This window comes from Prevotella sp. 885 (genome assembly GCF_002265625.1).
GTDB lineage: Bacteria > Bacteroidota > Bacteroidia > Bacteroidales > Bacteroidaceae > Prevotella.
The window spans coordinates 1-15,463 of the sequence record NZ_NOVE01000006.1 but is presented as its reverse complement, the minus strand read 5'-3'; the positions used below and the strand labels follow the sequence as shown (position 1 = coordinate 15,463).

Below are 15,463 nucleotides of genomic sequence, written 5' to 3'. Positions count from 1 at the left end.
TGTTACGGATTAGTATACTAGTTTCCTTAGTTTTTCGAAGTGTGCTATAAGTTCTTTATAGTCCATCTGGTTATGTATGTTGAACTTGCTCCATAAGTCGTCGCAGATGACGACACCTCCGAATCCCAACTCTCTGACGAGCTGTATGTTATCAGCATTGATGCCTCCGATGGCAAAAACCTTCTTGTCTATCAGTCCTCTTTCGGCAGCATACTCCAGCTCATTAATGTTGAGCGTCGGGGCTGCGGGGTCTGACTGGCTTTGGAAGATATTTCCAAGAAATACGTATGCTGACTGCTTCTTCATTTCCTTCAGCTCGGTAAGGTCAGAGCATGTGCGGCTAATCTTTCCCTTATAGCCTACGGGTATAGGCTCTGAGGTACTGTCGAGATGGATGCCGGCGAGCCGATATTCTTCCTTAAGATAGAAATGGCTGTGAACGGTTATCTTATTGTATGTTTCCTCGGGTAAGAGGGAGAGCAATCTTTCTGAATATATTGGGGAGGTATCAGGCTTATAAAGATGCAAGTTGTCTAACCCCTCCTCGAATAAGGTGGCAAGAATCTTGTCCTCTTCCACGAAAAATGTGGATTTAGTCATTATTGCTAACTTCATAGTCTGTATTTTTTAATTGCAAATGTATGAATTTTCTGTCAAACGGACAATTATATTGAGAACAATTTTTAACTATATCGTAATTTGCTGGCTTTTCTCATGTAAGTTTGCCCTCTTTCTGTAGTGCCCGCCATATTGAATAGCGTATTTCGGGGTTGGCTTTCTCCATTTGCTCGTATATCTGCCTCATGTCTTCACGCTTTGAAGCTTTCTCGTAAGGACACGTCTTGTTCTGCTTATGATAGTCCAAGAGCTGTGCCAACTGGGCGATGTCTGCCTCGTGGACAAGGCATAGTGGACGGATGATGGTAAGGGGCATCTTCTCCATGCGCATGACGGCGGGCATTGTGGAGAACGTGCCTTCATAGAAGAGATTGAGAAGTGTGGTGTGGAGGATGTCGTCCATGTGATGGCCAAGAGCTATCTTGTTGAAGCCATTGTCGAGGGCGAAACGGAAGAGGGCTTTGCGGCGATACCATGAGCAGAGGAAGCAGGCAGGCTTGTCGCGGAGTCCTTCCTCATCGAAGCTGGTGGTGATGATGTGCAGAGGGACGCCATGCGAGCGTGCAAACTCCTCAAGATATGACGCATCACTCTCGTACTGTATGTTTCCCATACGTACATGGAGGGCTTCAATGCTGATGTTGGGCTTGAATATACGGGATCTTTCGGCAAGAAACTGCAGAAGGCATAGCGAATCCTTGCCGCCTGAGAGTCCTATAAGGATGCGGTCGCCGTCCTCCAGCATGCCGAAGTCTGTTGTGCCTTTATTGAATTTCTTGCGTATCTTATTAAGGAGAAGCTGTTCTGGCGTTTTCATGTAGGGGAGAAATTTTTACTTGAATACCAGATAAACGGCAGCTATGAGAAAACAGAATGCCAGCAAGTGGTTCCATCGCAAGGCTTCGCCCTGAAACATAAAGTGGGCGATGACGGCGAAAACAATAAGGCTGACGCATTCCTGGATGACCTTAAGCTGGACAAGGGAGAATGGACCTCCGTTGCCTACGAAGCCGATACGGTTGGCAGGAACCTGGCAGCAATACTCGAAGAAGGCGATGGCCCATGAGAAGGCGATGACGCCGATGAGAGGCCAATGAAGAGACGTGCCGGTCTGCTGAAGCTTGAGATGACCATACCATGCGAGGGTCATGAAGATGTTGCTTAATATAAGTAGTGCGATGGTGTATGTTCCTGACATTGAAGATTTTGATTTTATTAATTGAATGAAGGGGCTAACTGTTATTTTATTATAGAAGGAGGTATGGCTCTGAAGCCATACCTCCCACTGTTTATTGTTTTGTATTCCTAATCAGAATTTTTATTTCTGATCCTTGATGTATTCGTTCATGCTCTTTGCTGCACGTCTGCCGTCGCCCATTGCGAGGATAACGGTTGCGCCGCCACGAACGATATCGCCTCCGGCAAAGATTGTCGGGATGGAGCTTTGCATATTTTCGTTAACGCTGATGGTGTTCTTGCGGCCAAGCTCAAGTCCTTCCACAGACTTGGGTACCAACGGATTGGGCGATACGCCTACTGCTACGATAACTTGGTCTACCTCCAACTCTACGGTCTTTCCTTCTACAGGAACCGGTGATCGTCTGCCGCTTGCGTCAGGCTCACCAAGCTCCATTACCTGAAGGATGGCAGACTTGACAGCGCCCTTCTCGTCAGCCACATACTCGATGGGGTTGTGGAGAGTGAGGAAGCGAATGCCTTCTTCCTTGGCGTGCTTCACCTCCTCAAGACGTGCCGGCATTTCTGCCTCCGAACGACGATAGACAAGGGTGACGTCGCCACCGAGACGCTTGGCTGTACGGCATGAGTCCATAGCTGTGTTGCCACCACCAACGACGATGACGTGCTTGCCGATGTTGAGCGGTGTGTCGGTATTGGGATTGGCAGCGTCCATGAGGTTCACGCGTGTGAGGTATTCGTTAGACGACATGATGTTGATGGCGTTCTCGCCCTTGATGCCCATAAAGTTGGGCAGACCTGCACCCGAGCCTACGAAGATGCCCTTATAGCCTTTTTTCTCGAGCTGTGCGATGGTGATGGTCTTGCCGACGATGCAGTCAGCATGGAACTCAACGCCCATCTTCTTGAGGTTCTCAATCTCGACGTCAACGATGTGGTTAGGCAGACGGAATTCGGGGATGCCATACTTGAGCACGCCACCAATCTCGTGGAGAGCCTCAAAGACATGCACTTCATATCCGAACTTTGCCATCTCGCCAGCGAAGCTCAGACCTGAAGGACCTGAACCGACGACAGCCACCTTCATGCCGTTCTTCGGCTCCATCTCTGGGATGGCGCTGACGCCGCTCTCACGCTCATAGTCGGCTGCGAAACGCTCCAAATAACCGATGGCAACTGCCGGCTCGTTCATCTTGAGGTGTATACACTTGCTCTCACATTGCTTCTCCTGAGGACAAACACGACCGCAGACAGCAGGAAGTGCGGATGTGGCTTTCAGTACCTTAGAGGCACCGATGAAGTTGCCGCGCTCGATGTTCTTGATGAATGACGGAATGTTGATGTTAACAGGACAGCCTTCCACGCATTGCGGGTTGGGACAGTCAAGACATCTGTGAGCCTCGTTGATTGCCATTTCTGCTGTCAGACCGCAGTTTACTTCTTCGGTACGTGATGTGGCACGATACTCAGGATCAAGCTCTGGCATGATGACACGCTTGATGGCTTTTCTTTCCTTCGGCTTCATTGCAGCTCTGAGCTCTTTACGCCATTCTGCGTCACGATCGGTAAGCTGCTGGAGAGTTTCGTCAGCACCCTCTGTCATTCCGCCCGCAGCCTGAGCCTTATGCTCATTCTTGGCAGCAGAATAATTCATGTGCTCCTCGAAGTGCTCCATTTCCTTGCGCTCCTCGTCGCGGAAAGTGCCCATACGCTTGAACATCTCGTCCCAGTCAACGAGTGCTCCGTCAAACTCGGGACCGTCGATGCAGACAAACTTGGTCTTGCCGCCGATGGAGAGACGGCAAGCGCCGCACATACCGGTACCGTCCACCATAATGGTGTTGAGCGATACCTCCACGGGGATGTTGTACTTCTGAGCCATGAGGCAGCTGAATTTCATCATGATTGGAGGGCCGATAGCGAACACCTTGTCCACGTGGCCTTCCTGAGTGATGAAGCGCTCGATGCCTGCCGTTACGACACCCTTATCGCCGTAGCTGCCATCGTCGGTCATGATGATGACCTCGTCGCTGCTCTCACGGATTTCGTCCTCGAGGATGATGAGGTCGCGTGAGCGTGCTGCTATGACGGAGAGGATGCGGTTGCCAGCTGCCTTAAGGGCACGGATGATGGGGAGCATAGGAGCTGCGCCGACACCGCCACCGGCACAGATTACCGTACCGTAGTTCTCGATGTGAGTGGGGGTGCCGAGCGGACCAACAACGTCTGTTATATAGTCGCCTTCGTTAAGGTCGCAAAGTTTTGTGGAAGAAAGACCCACCTTCTGCACAACAATAGTGATCGTACCACGCTCGATGCTGGCATCTGCGATGGTCAGAGGCATACGCTCGCCACCTTCACCGACTCTTACGATAACGAAGTTGCCGGCTTTTCTGCTCTTTGCGATAAGCGGGGCTTCAATCTCGAAAAGAAATACCTTTTCAGAAAATTGTTTCTTAAGGATGATTTTGTTCATAGGATAATTGTTGATGGTTGGTAGTGTTTGAATGGATTTTTATGATAACATATTTGTTTTAAATGCTATTGATAAAGGTTCAGCAGTTTGTAGGAGGTGCTGGCTGGAAAAGCCCGCACCTCCTACAGTTTGCCTATGTTCTATACATATTTAAATGTATCGGTCTTTACAATGGTTGGTATCTTCTTAGAAGTTCTTGTCGTCGAGCATGTCGAATCCGCAGTACGGAACGAGAACCTTCGGTACGCGAATGCCTTCCGGAGTCTGATTGTTCTCGATAATGGCGGCAACGATACGCGGAAGAGCGAGAGCCGAACCGTTGAGAGTGTGGCAAAGCTCGGTCTTTCTGGTCTCGGCGTTGCGATAACGGCAATGCAGACGGTTGGCCTGATAGCCTTCGAAGTTGCTGACAGACGATACCTCGAGCCAACGCTTCTGAGCGGCGCTCCATACCTCGAAGTCGTAGCAGATGGCTGACGTGAAGCTCATGTCGCCACCGCAGAGACGGAGGATGTGGTAGGGGAGCTCAAGCTTCTGGCAGAGACCCTCCACGTGCTGGAGCATCTCTTCGAGAGACTTGTATGAATGCTCGGGCTTGTCAATGCGTACAAGCTCCACCTTGTCAAACTGATGGAGGCGGTTCAGACCTCTTACGTCCTTGCCGTACGAACCTGCCTCACGACGGAAACAAGCCGAGTAAGCACATCTCTTAATAGGAAGCTCCTTCTCATCGAGGATGACGTCACGGAAGATGTTTGTTACGGGCACCTCAGCAGTAGGGATGAGGTAGAGGTTGTCCAACTGGCATTGATACATCTGAGCCTCCTTGTCAGGCAACTGACCTGTACCGTAACCTGAAGCCTCGTTCACTACGAACGGCGGCTGTACCTCCAGATATCCGCTCTTGCGAGCCTCATCAAGGAAGAATGCCTCGAGCGCACGCTGCAGGCGAGCCATCTTTCCGATGTATACGGGGAATCCGGCACCTGTAATCTTAACGCCAAGGTCGAAGTCGATAAGATTGAATTTCTTGCAGAGATCCCAATGGCAGAGAGCGTCTTCCGGAAGATCGGGGATTACGCCACCCTCCTTAACCACTACGTTGTCGCTGGCATCCTTGCCTTCGGGTACGTCGTCGTTAGGAATGTTAGGAATGGTGCAGAGCTTTGCTATAAGATCCTTCTCTGCCTGCGCCTTGATTTCCTCCAACTTCTTGTTGGTTTCCTTTATATTGGCCACTTCTGCCTTTATGCTATCAGCCTCTTCTTTCTTGCCTTCCTTCATCAGACCTCCAATCTTTGCTGCCATTTTCTTGGCTTCCGAAAGATTACTGTCCAGTTCTTGCTGTGTCTCGCGACGACGAAGGTCGATGGCGAGAACTTCCTTGATGGCTTCTTCGGCATTAGGGAAATGCTTTTTGTTCAATCCCTTGATAACACGTTCAGTTTCCTCACTGATGAGTTTAAGTGTAAGCATATGCTAAATCAATTAATGTATTAAATGCGATATCTATAATGTTTGTCAAATACAAAATTACATAATTTTCGGTTAGCGGCAAAATCGAACAGAAGTTTTTTATGCTTACAGGTATAAAAGCATTAATCCCAACCCTCAAAATGCTATGAGAGTTGGGATTAATATGTTTGTTTGGAATAGTTGTTTTGTTTTGTTAAGCCTCTGCTTCTGGTATTACTGAAACTGTGCTCTTGTCGTTACGACCCTTGCGGAAGTTTACGATACCATCAACGAGTGCGTAAAGGGTGTCGTCCTTACCGATACCCACGTTCAGGCCCGGATTGTGCTTTGTACCGCGCTGGCGAACGATGATGTTGCCTGCGATGCACTTCTGACCGCCCCAAATCTTAACGCCTAATCTCTGAGAAGCTGATTCACGTCCGTTCTTAGAACTACCTACACCTTTTTTATGTGCCATTTCTTGTTCCTCCTAAATTTAAGCGGTTACTTCCTTGATTAATACCTCTGTGAACTGAGCACGGTGACCGTTCTTCTTGCGATAGTCCTTGCGGCGCTTCATCTTGAAGACGATAACCTTCTCGCCCTTAACGAGCGGGTTCACAACCTCACATACGACTTTTGCACCTTCTACGGCAGGTGCACCTACCTGTACTGAACCTTCATTGTCAACAAGCAGTACCTTGTTGAATTCAACAGTCTGGCCTTCCTGAGCGTCCTTGATGTGGTGAACAAAGAGTTTCTTGCCCTGCTCTGCCTTAAACTGCTGACCGTTAATCTCTACGATTGCGTACATTTAATTATTTAATATAAACGGGTTTTTCCGGGAGGCGACCGATAACGTATCGATGCTTTTTCGAGCCCCATCGGATTAAAATCGGCTGCAAAGGTAGTGATATTTCGTTTACGAAAGTAATAAATGTGTGACGTTTTTGTAAAGATTAACAAATAACGCCTCACTTTTAACTATTAACGTATAATACTTGGTTCGTTTATCCATATTAGGCTCTCGCCTTGGGGCAAAGTCAGGGTGCTTCTAAGGGTGCCGTTAAGGCTATAGATGCAGACGGTTCGGGCTGTGTTGAGCCTTATCGTGACATACTGTCTGCCTACGGTCTTTATGGGTGGCATCTCGGAGCGTGGTGTCGTGGCGTTGCCTATGGCCGTAACGTCTGCCGAAAGGTCGTCCGTTACGTTGCTGAAGCGTGTCCAGAAGCCCGTCGTTCGATAGAGGTTTTCTGTTCCTGAGGGCACGTGCAACATGACGTTCTGAGGACGGCATTGGGCGAAGGGATAATTGTCTGCCTCGCTTCCTGCCGGCGGAACCATTGCATAGCAATATATGTCGGTAAGGAACTGGCAACCGCAGAAGGCGTTGTCGCCAAGTGCCTCAAGGCTTGCCGGAAGGCTTATCTGTGTGAGCATCGGACAGTTGCGGAAACATTCATCTTCGATGTAGCGCAGGGTGGAGGGCAGGCTTAGCGAGGCAAGCTGCGTGCATCCCATAAACTGCATGCGACGGAGCGTGTCGATGTGGAGCTGAAGGTCCAGCGAGGTAATGAACGGATTGCCCACAAACGGTGAGAGTCCGTCTGTCTGGTCAAATCCGCTTACCACGTATTCCACGTCCTGATAAGTGACTGTGGCGGGGATTACGATGGCGCCTGAATACATCTCGCCACTCGGTATTGTCACTTCAGCAAAGTTGCCGTCGCCTTGATAGATGGCACGATATTCTATGCCGTCGCAGGCGAATCTCTTTGGCAGGGCGGGAAGGTCGTCAGTTATACGGCTGAACATGCTCCACTTGGCATTGGATCTGAACACGTCGCTCAGTCCCTGCTGAACGTGTATGCAGACCTCTTGAGGATTGGGCAGACCACGGAAAGCGTCCGTAGCCACACAGTCTGGTGACGATGGGCGTACGTATATGTCTGTCATTTTCTGGCATCCGCTGAGGATGTCGTTGCCTGTGGCTTGCAGGCTGACGGGTAGCGATATTGTCTTCAGCGATCCGCATCCCTTGAACGTCTCGCTTCCTATCTGCTTCAGGGAGCGTGGCAGCTCGCATGTTTCCAGGCGACTGAAGTCCTTGAAGGGAGCGCCGAAGAGTCCTTGCTGTATGGTGGCGTTCTCAAGGTTGAGCTTTTTGAGCGTCTGCAGGGTGGAGAGATACGCCAGGTCGTTGTCGTCAAGGCTTCCCGTAATGGTGAGCGACTCCACGGCGTCAGCATCCGGTGTGGCTTTCAGAAGCGTTGCCTCCAGCTGTCCCGGCTTTACCACATTGACCTGACATTCCTGCACAAGTTGCGAACGCTCGTATGCCTTAGCCTTTATATATAATGTGTCGGCTGTGAGCATTACGCTCTTGTCGGATTTCTGCCAATAAGCCTCGCCGCAGAAACGCTGCTGCACGATGTTTTTCACCGTACTGCTCTTCCATGCTATATTATATGTGTATGTTGATCCGAGCAAAGGCTTGCCTTCGAAGCATACGTTGCCTTGGTTCTGGTCGTTGAGAGTGGCGTTCTCCATGTCGCTTATGATCTCCACCACGGGCACCCTACGTTCGTAAGCATCCATTCTTACTTCCTGTCCCTTGGCATTGAGCACGAATGTCCATTCCTCCTTGCCGTTCTCGCAAGCCATAAGTCGCAGATAGCTGCCCTTGGTGGCTGTGGTTGAGGGGTCGAAACTGAAGTCAATGGGCTGCGAGTTGCCTCCGTTAATGCTTACCGTCTTGCTGTCGAACGCTTCCTTCACATTGCCCTCAGCATCACAAAGCTCCCATCTCAGCTTGCCGTTCCATTGGCGAAGAGCTGTAAGCGAGGAGAGGTGTATGCTTACTGAGGTGTTGGCTGTTAGCGTGGTAAGGTCAGAATAAAATCCCTCATACTTTCCTTCGCATTCCAGAGTGAGAGGAGCGCAATTATCCTCTCTGAGTGGCTTGATGCCAATGACAGCCTGCTGCTGGTTGGCAAACTCGAACGCCGTACTTGTGGAGCTAAAGGCAGAAATGGCGAAATATCCGTTTCCGCTACCGTTCCATCCGAAGTTGAAGTGGAAGAGATTGTCGCGATATCCGTCCAGCACGAAGCCATGCGACCCGCGTCCCATCGTGCTCTCTCCCGTATAGATGACGGGGCGGTCGGCGTCAATCTCGCTACGCATCATCTTTTCCCACGTAGCTGCATCATAGTCGGCTGCTGATACGAGGCGCGTCGTGGTAGCATAACGGAAGTGTTGCGTGAGCGCTCCCGGCACCAACGACTGGCGTGCTCCGCTACTTTCAGCCGCATAATACATCTCAACGGCTATTCCGGCATGACGCATCAGCAACGATACAGCCTCGGCTTGAGCTGTCGTGTATGAGTCGTAGCTCATGGGCATGTTGTCCCAGTCATAACGTGTATGTTCGAAGTCGGCTGTCATCACGGAGTCTTTCCATATATGCGTCTTGCTGCCTTGTCCCATGACTGGCCATTGATGGTAACGCATGACGATAGACATGGCTGTGGCTGCGCAGCCCGTAGGATAGGAGAGTGGCGTACGCAGATTAAAGGGAGCCCATTGTCCCCAGTCAGGAGTCTTCAGCAGTCGTTCTCCCTTGTTTAAGTTTGATTTGCATACTGTCTGACAATCTGGCGAAAGAGCTGCGTATTGCCTCTTGTACGTAGTGAGCAGTTCGGCAAGTCCGTCTGGCATCATATTGTCCTCTATGGCATTGTCTGTATATCCGAGGATGCTTTGCATGCGCTGGTCGCCTGAGATGACTACCAGTCGGTTGTCCTCCTTGTTTCTGAACATGTAATAGGCGTCTGAAGTATAGTCCATGACCTTCTTCTGCAACCTTCGGCTTCCTTCTTCCTCTTTCATCTGCATGGCGTCCACCTCTTCTGCATGGAAAAACCCGGTTGCCACCTTTGCCGCCTCAGCCAACGAACGCTTCTGCGCATTGGCTGGAAGCCCGATGAACAGCAACGCGAATACCGAAACTGTAAATAGATTTCTCATAATCTTAGGTTTTGAGTATTGTTTGTTTTTTGTCCTGTTTTCGTAGATTTGTCTGAATAGTTTGCGAAAGTACAAATTATTCTCTGATTATTAGAAGAAAATCCTTATTTTTGCACACAAATTTATAATACCATTTAACATAAACATCTAACTTAAGCATTTATTATGAAAATAGCATTGATCACGGGTGCTACAAGTGGCATCGGAGAAGCCTGTGCAAGACGATTTGCAGAGGGAGGTTACAGTCTTATTCTTACAGCCCGCCGTGCGGACAAGCTGGCTGCTGTAAAGGCGGAGCTGGAGGCAAAAGGCACGAAGGTGCTCACGCTTGTCTTTGACGTTCGCGACGCTGAAGCTGCAAAGCAGGCTGTCGATTCCATTCCGGCTGAATGGCAGAAGATTGACGTGCTCATCAATAATGCTGGTCTGGCGCTTGGACTGGACAAGGAATATGAGGGCGACCCGGAGGACTGGAACACGATGATCGACACCAACATAAAGGGACTCCTCACCATGACCCGCCTCATCGTTCCTGCTATGGTGAAGCGCAATGAGGGACACGTCATCAATGTGGGTAGCGTAGCTGGCGACGCTGCTTATGCTTGCGGCAATGTGTATTGCGCCACAAAGGCAGCCGTAAAGTCTATCTCGGACGGTCTGCGCATCGACGTGGCTGACACGGCTGTACGCGTCACCAACCTCAAGCCGGGACTCGTAGAGACAAACTTCAGCAACGTGCGCTTCCATGGCGACAACGAGCGTGCCGACAAGGTGTATAAAGGCATCAAGCCGCTTACCGGAGCCGACATCGCCGACGTGGCTTTCTATGCCGCTTCGGCTCCGAAGCACGTCCAGATAGCCGAAGTGCTGGTACTTGCCACACATCAAGCCAACGGCAACGTCATTCATAGAGAAGCATAGGCTGAATCATAACAAGCAAAACCGGTCTTCAGAACATGCATTTCATAAATGCGTTCCGATGTAATTTTGCGGATATATTCACTAAATAAGATATCGTTATGACCACAGGAGATTGCTTCATTCTGACGGGTTCTAATCAAGAAGAACCGATGACCATATATAAAATTGAGGGTGTTAGAGGTGACAAAATTGACGCCTTAAGCATTCTTATAAAGAAAGGGCAAATCATGGGGTGGGATTTCCCCGATGAGTATGATAATGACATACCTGAAGAGGCAATACAGCTTCCTTGTGATACTTATGCCAAAATCAAGCAAGAAATGGAAGACTTCTATGTCAAATCTTCCAAATTCATTCAAGAAAATCTTGTAAAGGGGGATTTTGAGATAGAAATAGGAAGACATTACTATGGACGTTCTATCAACACTGTTACAAAGATTGAAAAAGATCGTGTGTATTACAAAGTGTTTAGAATTGATCCGGAAAACATATCACCATGTTGGACTGGTAGTGAACGAATGGAAGGGATAAGAGAGAGCTGGCTGCCTGTTACAGACGAGATTTATGAAGAGTTGTTGAGACGTTACAAAATGTTCGTATCACAACTACAAGAACATCTCTTCATTCTCGCAGGAAAATAATCGGGAGGTTAGATATTCTCCATCCCGAGCAACCCTCTCTTAGCCTCCAGCCCTCCCGCATAGCCAGTCAAAGAATGGTTGCTGCCTATTACGCGATGGCAAGGGATTAGGATGCTGATGGCGTTTGCGCCGATGGCTCCTGCTACGGCCCTTACAGCTTTGGGCTTGCCTATGCATTGGGCTATATCCTTATAGCTCTTTGTCGATCCGTACGGAATGCTTCGCAATGCATTCCACACTTCATGCTGAAAATCAGTACCCACCAGGCGTAACTGTATGTCGAAAGCCTTGCGCTTGCCTGCAAAGTATTCGTCAAGTTGTCTTTTGGTCTCTTCCAAGACAGAGGTTGTCTCTGTCTTGGAAGTGGCCTTCAAGTATTTCTCAATCCGGCGTCTATTGCGCTCTGCAAAGGGATTGTCGCTCCAATCGCAAAGGCATAGTCTGTCAGCAAAAGACGCCAAGACCAGCCTGCCGCATGGCGAGTCGTAATGTTGAAGGCTGATTGAATTTTCCATTTACTATTTACTTTTTCAACATCCTGCGCGACTTTTCCTTGGCGAAAGCCTGCATGTCCACAGCCACGTCGTCCTCGTCCACAATCTCCACGCCGGTCATGGTCTCTATGACGTCTTCCATCGACACCACGCCACGCAGACAGCCGTATTCGTCAAGGATGATTGAGATATGCTCGCGCTTCTCCAGCATCTTCTCCCATATCTGATACACCGAATCGTCCTCGTTGAAGGAAAGGATGGGGCGCATAATGTCGGAAAGCTTGGTATCGAACTTGTCTTCTGACAATTCCTTCAGCACCATGTCCTTCAGCACGTAGCCGATGACATAATCCTTGCTCTTGTCGTATACCGGAATGCGTGAGAAGTTCCATGTCTGCTGCTCGTAAAACTCCTTGATGGTAAGGTTCACGTTGGCAGATTCTATTACGATGGAAGGAGTCATCACCTCCCTTGCCTTTACTCCAGCTAGACGGATACAGCTCTTGATGATCTTGCTTTCAGATTCGCGGAAGATGCCCTCCGTGGTGCCGACGTCCACCATTGCCGACACTTCTTCGCGGCTCACAGAAGCCTGATGCGCCTTCGGGGTGAACACCTTTGTGATTAGCTCGGAAAGCAGAACCAGCGGATAGGTGATGAAGATGAGCACACGGATGATTTTTGTGGACGGCATAGCTAACGAACGCCAATAGGAAGCGCCGATGGTCTTGGGAATGATTTCGGAAAGCACAAGAATAAGCAGCGTCAATATGGCTGATATCAGTCCGAAGTATTCTTCGCCGAAGAGCTTTATTGACTCCGCTCCCACGCCTGCCGAACCGATGGTATGTGCAATGGTGTTGAGCGAAAGAATGGCGCCTACGGGACGGTCCACATTGTTCTTATACTGTTTCATCAAGGAAGCTGTCTTGCTGCCTTGACTCTCCTTCATCGAGATATAAGATACAGGAGTGGATAGGAGTACCGCCTCAAGGACGGAACATAAAAAGGATAGTGACAGAGCACCTAAAAAATATAATATGATTAAGCCCATTAAAAATATGATTCGTTAATAAATAAGTTGTCTGAGGGGGTGCTTTCGGACAACTTACTATAGACGAAGGGCCTTATGGTGTATGTATAGTTGATATGTCATTTACATCACAAAGATATCCAATTCGTAAGCATTTTGATGTTTTGAACGTCAATTATTGATAATCTTTAACTAAATACCGTAGATTTTCTGTTTTGTTAGTATTTTTACCCCATTACCACATCCAGCACCATCATCAGCACGAAACCTATGGCGAAGCCGATAGTGCTGAGATTGCTGTGCTGGCCGCTTGAGGCTTCTGGTATCAGTTCTTCCACCACTACGTAGAACATGGCTCCTGCTGCAAAGGCGAGCATGTAGGGGAGGGCGGGCATAATGAGTGAGGCAAGCAGCAGAACGGCAATGGCTCCTATAGGCTCTACCACTCCGCTCAGCGATCCTAACATGAAGGATTCCCATCGGCTGTTGCCTGCCGCACGCATAGGCATGGAGATAATGGCGCCTTCGGGAATGTTCTGAATGGCAATGCCCAACGAAACGGAAATGGCTCCGGCTAAGGAGATGTGCGAAGCGCCGTTTTCGGCTCCTGCAAACACCACGCCTACTGCCATTCCTTCGGGCAGGTTGTGGATGGTTACGGCAAGGGCAAGCATAGCTGTCTTTGACAGGTGCGAGCGTATGCCCTCAGGCTTGTCGGTTCCGATATGGAGGTGGGGCGTCAGCTCGTCAATAAGCAGCAGGAAACCTATGCCCATCATGAATCCTACAGCTGCCGGCACTACCGACCATGCGCCGCTGTCAGCCTTCATCTCCATAGCGGGAATGAGCAAAGACCATACGGACGCTGCTACCATCACTCCTGAGGCAAAGCCCAACAATGTCTTTTGCAATCGCGCAGACATCTCGTCTTTCATCATGAATACGAAAGCCGAACCAAGCATCGTTCCCAATAGCGGAATCAGAAGTCCAATGATTATTGTTGCTGTCATTTCTGTCATAGTCTTTTATCTGTTAGTTACGATGCAAAGATACAATTTAGTTGTGAGTCGGGCAATACCTATAAGTGATGTTTCTTTACTCTTCATATAGTTCTATCGGCAGTCCGTCGGGGTCGCTGAAGAACACAAACTGCTTTCCAGTATATTCGTCCGTACGTATCGGCTCGTGCTTTACGCCCTTGCTGTCAAGCTCGCTGACGGCCGCCGCGAGATTGTCCACCTCGAATGCAAGGTGGCGCAGACCGGCTGCTTCGGGATAGGAAGGACGTGCAGGAGGATTGGGAAAGGAGAACAGCTCCACTACGTATGTGTCGCCCATCCAGCAGTCTGCCTTCCATGATTGGCGTTTCTCACGATAATGTTCGCTTACGATCTTCAAGCCCAGCACTTCTGTATAGAACTGCTTAGACTGCTCATAGTCAGAGCAAATCACGGCTACATGATGTATTTTGTTTAGTTTCATAATATTTTTACTTGATAATTTCTCTTACGAAATGCGGATTGTTCGAGTCGCCTAATAGCGGAGCGTATTCAAAGCCTTCGTAGCTGAAAGCGGAGAGCTCTTCGGGACAGACGAGGCGGTTGTTAAGAATGAAGCGTACCATAGCTCCGCGGCACGACTTTGCCCAGACAGCCAGCATCTTCAGTCTGCCGTCTTTCTGCCGCACATAGAAGAGAGGCTGTACGACCGTCACTTCTTTGCAAACCCTCTTCCAGTCGAACAGATGCTCATATTCCTCCGTGGATAGATGCAGGATGATGCCGTCGTCTGCCTTCACGCTATCTATTAGCACGTCTGTCAGCCGGTCTTTCCAGAACTGATTAATGGGCTTGTCGTTTGTGGCTTCTATCGTGACGCAATGCTCCATACGATAGGGCACAATGCCGTCCATAGGGCGGAGCAGACCATAGAGGAAACACGTTATCCAAAGATGCTTCTGGGCATACTCCAATGCCTCGTCGCTCAAGGTGTCGGCACGCAGATGCTTGTATGCCTGACCGTTGTAGGCAAGCAGGGCAGGCATCTTCTCGGTTGCCATAAAGTTCTGGTATCGTCCCCAGTTCTCAGCCGCTATCTTCTTGCTGCAATCCAGCTGCCGGGCCAACTCCTCCACGTCCATCCTTGCCATTTCCGCAGCCAAGGTTTCTGCCACGCTCTGGAAGAGTGGGGCAGACACCGGCTTTCTGTCCGCCTTGCCGAACATTATCTTGGCGTTTGCTAATAATATCTGCATGTTGTGTTTCGCTTGTAATTTTGTGCAAAAATACACCATTTATTTCGAAATAACCAGCTTTTAGCGATATATATATACACAATATGCACATTACGTGTGCGCCAAGGATAGGGAAAAGCATTGGAACGATGGGCTGGTGCATGTCTTTTGAGACTTGCGAGAGCAAAAGTGCTGCGCTTTCGAGTCCGCGACCGAGTTTTGGCATCTTCGGGACGATGGTTTTACTGATATCGTACTTCATGTTCATCTTGTCATTTAAAGATTAAACCGTTGATAATGAGCCTTTTAGAGGAAAGAGGGTGTGACGATTCTTCCAATTCCAGTTCTTCCAATTAATTTTCA

Annotated in this window: 15 protein-coding genes; 2 read left to right on the top strand and 13 right to left on the bottom strand. The window is 49.3% G+C overall.

Translation table 11 applies throughout. From position 1 onward, the window contains the following. Window positions 1-9 precede the first annotated feature (9 nt). The 8 genes from CHL74_RS03635 to CHL74_RS03600 all read right to left on the bottom strand — a co-directional run bounded on the left by CHL74_RS03635 (window position 10) and on the right by CHL74_RS03600 (window position 9,778). Window positions 10-615 (bottom strand): thiamine phosphate synthase, encoded by a 606-nt coding sequence (locus tag CHL74_RS03635; protein ID WP_094879809.1) that lies wholly within the window; start codon window positions 613-615, stop codon window positions 10-12. 97 nt (window positions 616-712) lie between these two features. Next, window positions 713-1,435 carry a tRNA 2-thiocytidine biosynthesis TtcA family protein gene (locus tag CHL74_RS03630; RefSeq protein ID WP_094879808.1) on the bottom strand — a complete coding sequence of 241 codons (723 nt, stop codon included), beginning with the start codon at window positions 1,433-1,435 and terminating at the stop codon, window positions 713-715. A 15-nt stretch (window positions 1,436-1,450) separates the two neighbouring features. Then, window positions 1,451-1,816, bottom strand: coding sequence for a DMT family protein (locus tag CHL74_RS03625; RefSeq protein ID WP_094879807.1), 366 nt, complete (start codon window positions 1,814-1,816; stop codon window positions 1,451-1,453). Window positions 1,817-1,936: 120 nt separating this feature from the next. Continuing rightward, window positions 1,937-4,291 (bottom strand): bifunctional dihydroorotate dehydrogenase B NAD binding subunit/NADPH-dependent glutamate synthase, encoded by a 2,355-nt coding sequence (locus tag CHL74_RS03620; RefSeq protein WP_094879806.1) that lies wholly within the window; start codon window positions 4,289-4,291, stop codon window positions 1,937-1,939. Window positions 4,292-4,477: 186 nt separating this feature from the next. Next, on the bottom strand, window positions 4,478-5,767 hold the full coding sequence (serS, locus tag CHL74_RS03615) for a serine--tRNA ligase (protein ID WP_094879805.1): 1,290 nt from the start codon (window positions 5,765-5,767) through the stop codon (window positions 4,478-4,480). A 193-nt stretch (window positions 5,768-5,960) separates the two neighbouring features. After that, window positions 5,961-6,224, bottom strand: a complete 264-nt coding sequence (gene rpmA / locus CHL74_RS03610) for a 50S ribosomal protein L27 (protein WP_094879804.1) — start codon at window positions 6,222-6,224, stop codon at window positions 5,961-5,963. A gap of 18 nt (window positions 6,225-6,242) precedes the next feature. Further along, window positions 6,243-6,560, bottom strand: coding sequence for a 50S ribosomal protein L21 (rplU, locus tag CHL74_RS03605; RefSeq protein ID WP_094879803.1), 318 nt, complete (start codon window positions 6,558-6,560; stop codon window positions 6,243-6,245). A gap of 173 nt (window positions 6,561-6,733) precedes the next feature. After that, a complete protein-coding gene (locus tag CHL74_RS03600) occupies window positions 6,734-9,778 on the bottom strand; it encodes a C10 family peptidase (protein ID WP_094879802.1) in 3,045 nt (1,014 codons plus the stop codon). Window positions 9,779-9,940: 162 nt separating this feature from the next. Between CHL74_RS03600 and CHL74_RS03595 the strand changes: the two genes are divergently transcribed. Both CHL74_RS03595 and CHL74_RS03590 read left to right on the top strand, forming a co-directional pair. Beyond that, entirely contained in the window at window positions 9,941-10,699 is a 759-nt protein-coding gene (locus tag CHL74_RS03595) for an SDR family oxidoreductase (RefSeq protein ID WP_094879801.1), read from the top strand. Window positions 10,700-10,797: 98 nt separating this feature from the next. Continuing rightward, window positions 10,798-11,340, top strand: a complete 543-nt coding sequence (locus tag CHL74_RS03590; RefSeq protein WP_094879800.1) for a hypothetical protein — start codon at window positions 10,798-10,800, stop codon at window positions 11,338-11,340. Between the two features lie 8 nt (window positions 11,341-11,348). Here the strand turns inward: CHL74_RS03590 and CHL74_RS03585 are convergent, their stop codons facing one another. The 5 genes from CHL74_RS03585 to CHL74_RS03565 form a co-directional block, all read right to left on the bottom strand. Beyond that, complete coding sequence (locus tag CHL74_RS03585; protein WP_094879799.1) at window positions 11,349-11,855, bottom strand: methylated-DNA--[protein]-cysteine S-methyltransferase; 507 nt, start codon at window positions 11,853-11,855, stop codon at window positions 11,349-11,351. Between the two features lie 7 nt (window positions 11,856-11,862). Then, on the bottom strand, window positions 11,863-12,888 hold the full coding sequence (locus CHL74_RS03580; protein WP_094879798.1) for a CNNM domain-containing protein: 1,026 nt from the start codon (window positions 12,886-12,888) through the stop codon (window positions 11,863-11,865). A gap of 206 nt (window positions 12,889-13,094) precedes the next feature. Further along, complete coding sequence (locus tag CHL74_RS03575; RefSeq protein WP_094879887.1) at window positions 13,095-13,877, bottom strand: ZIP family metal transporter; 783 nt, start codon at window positions 13,875-13,877, stop codon at window positions 13,095-13,097. A gap of 85 nt (window positions 13,878-13,962) precedes the next feature. Next, window positions 13,963-14,349: an SMU1112c/YaeR family gloxylase I-like metalloprotein gene (gene gloA2 / locus CHL74_RS03570; protein WP_094879797.1), complete on the bottom strand. Its 387-nt coding sequence runs from the start codon at window positions 14,347-14,349 to the stop codon at window positions 13,963-13,965. Window positions 14,350-14,356: 7 nt separating this feature from the next. After that, window positions 14,357-15,121 (bottom strand): YaaA family protein, encoded by a 765-nt coding sequence (locus CHL74_RS03565; RefSeq protein WP_094879796.1) that lies wholly within the window; start codon window positions 15,119-15,121, stop codon window positions 14,357-14,359. Window positions 15,122-15,463 lie beyond the last annotated feature (342 nt).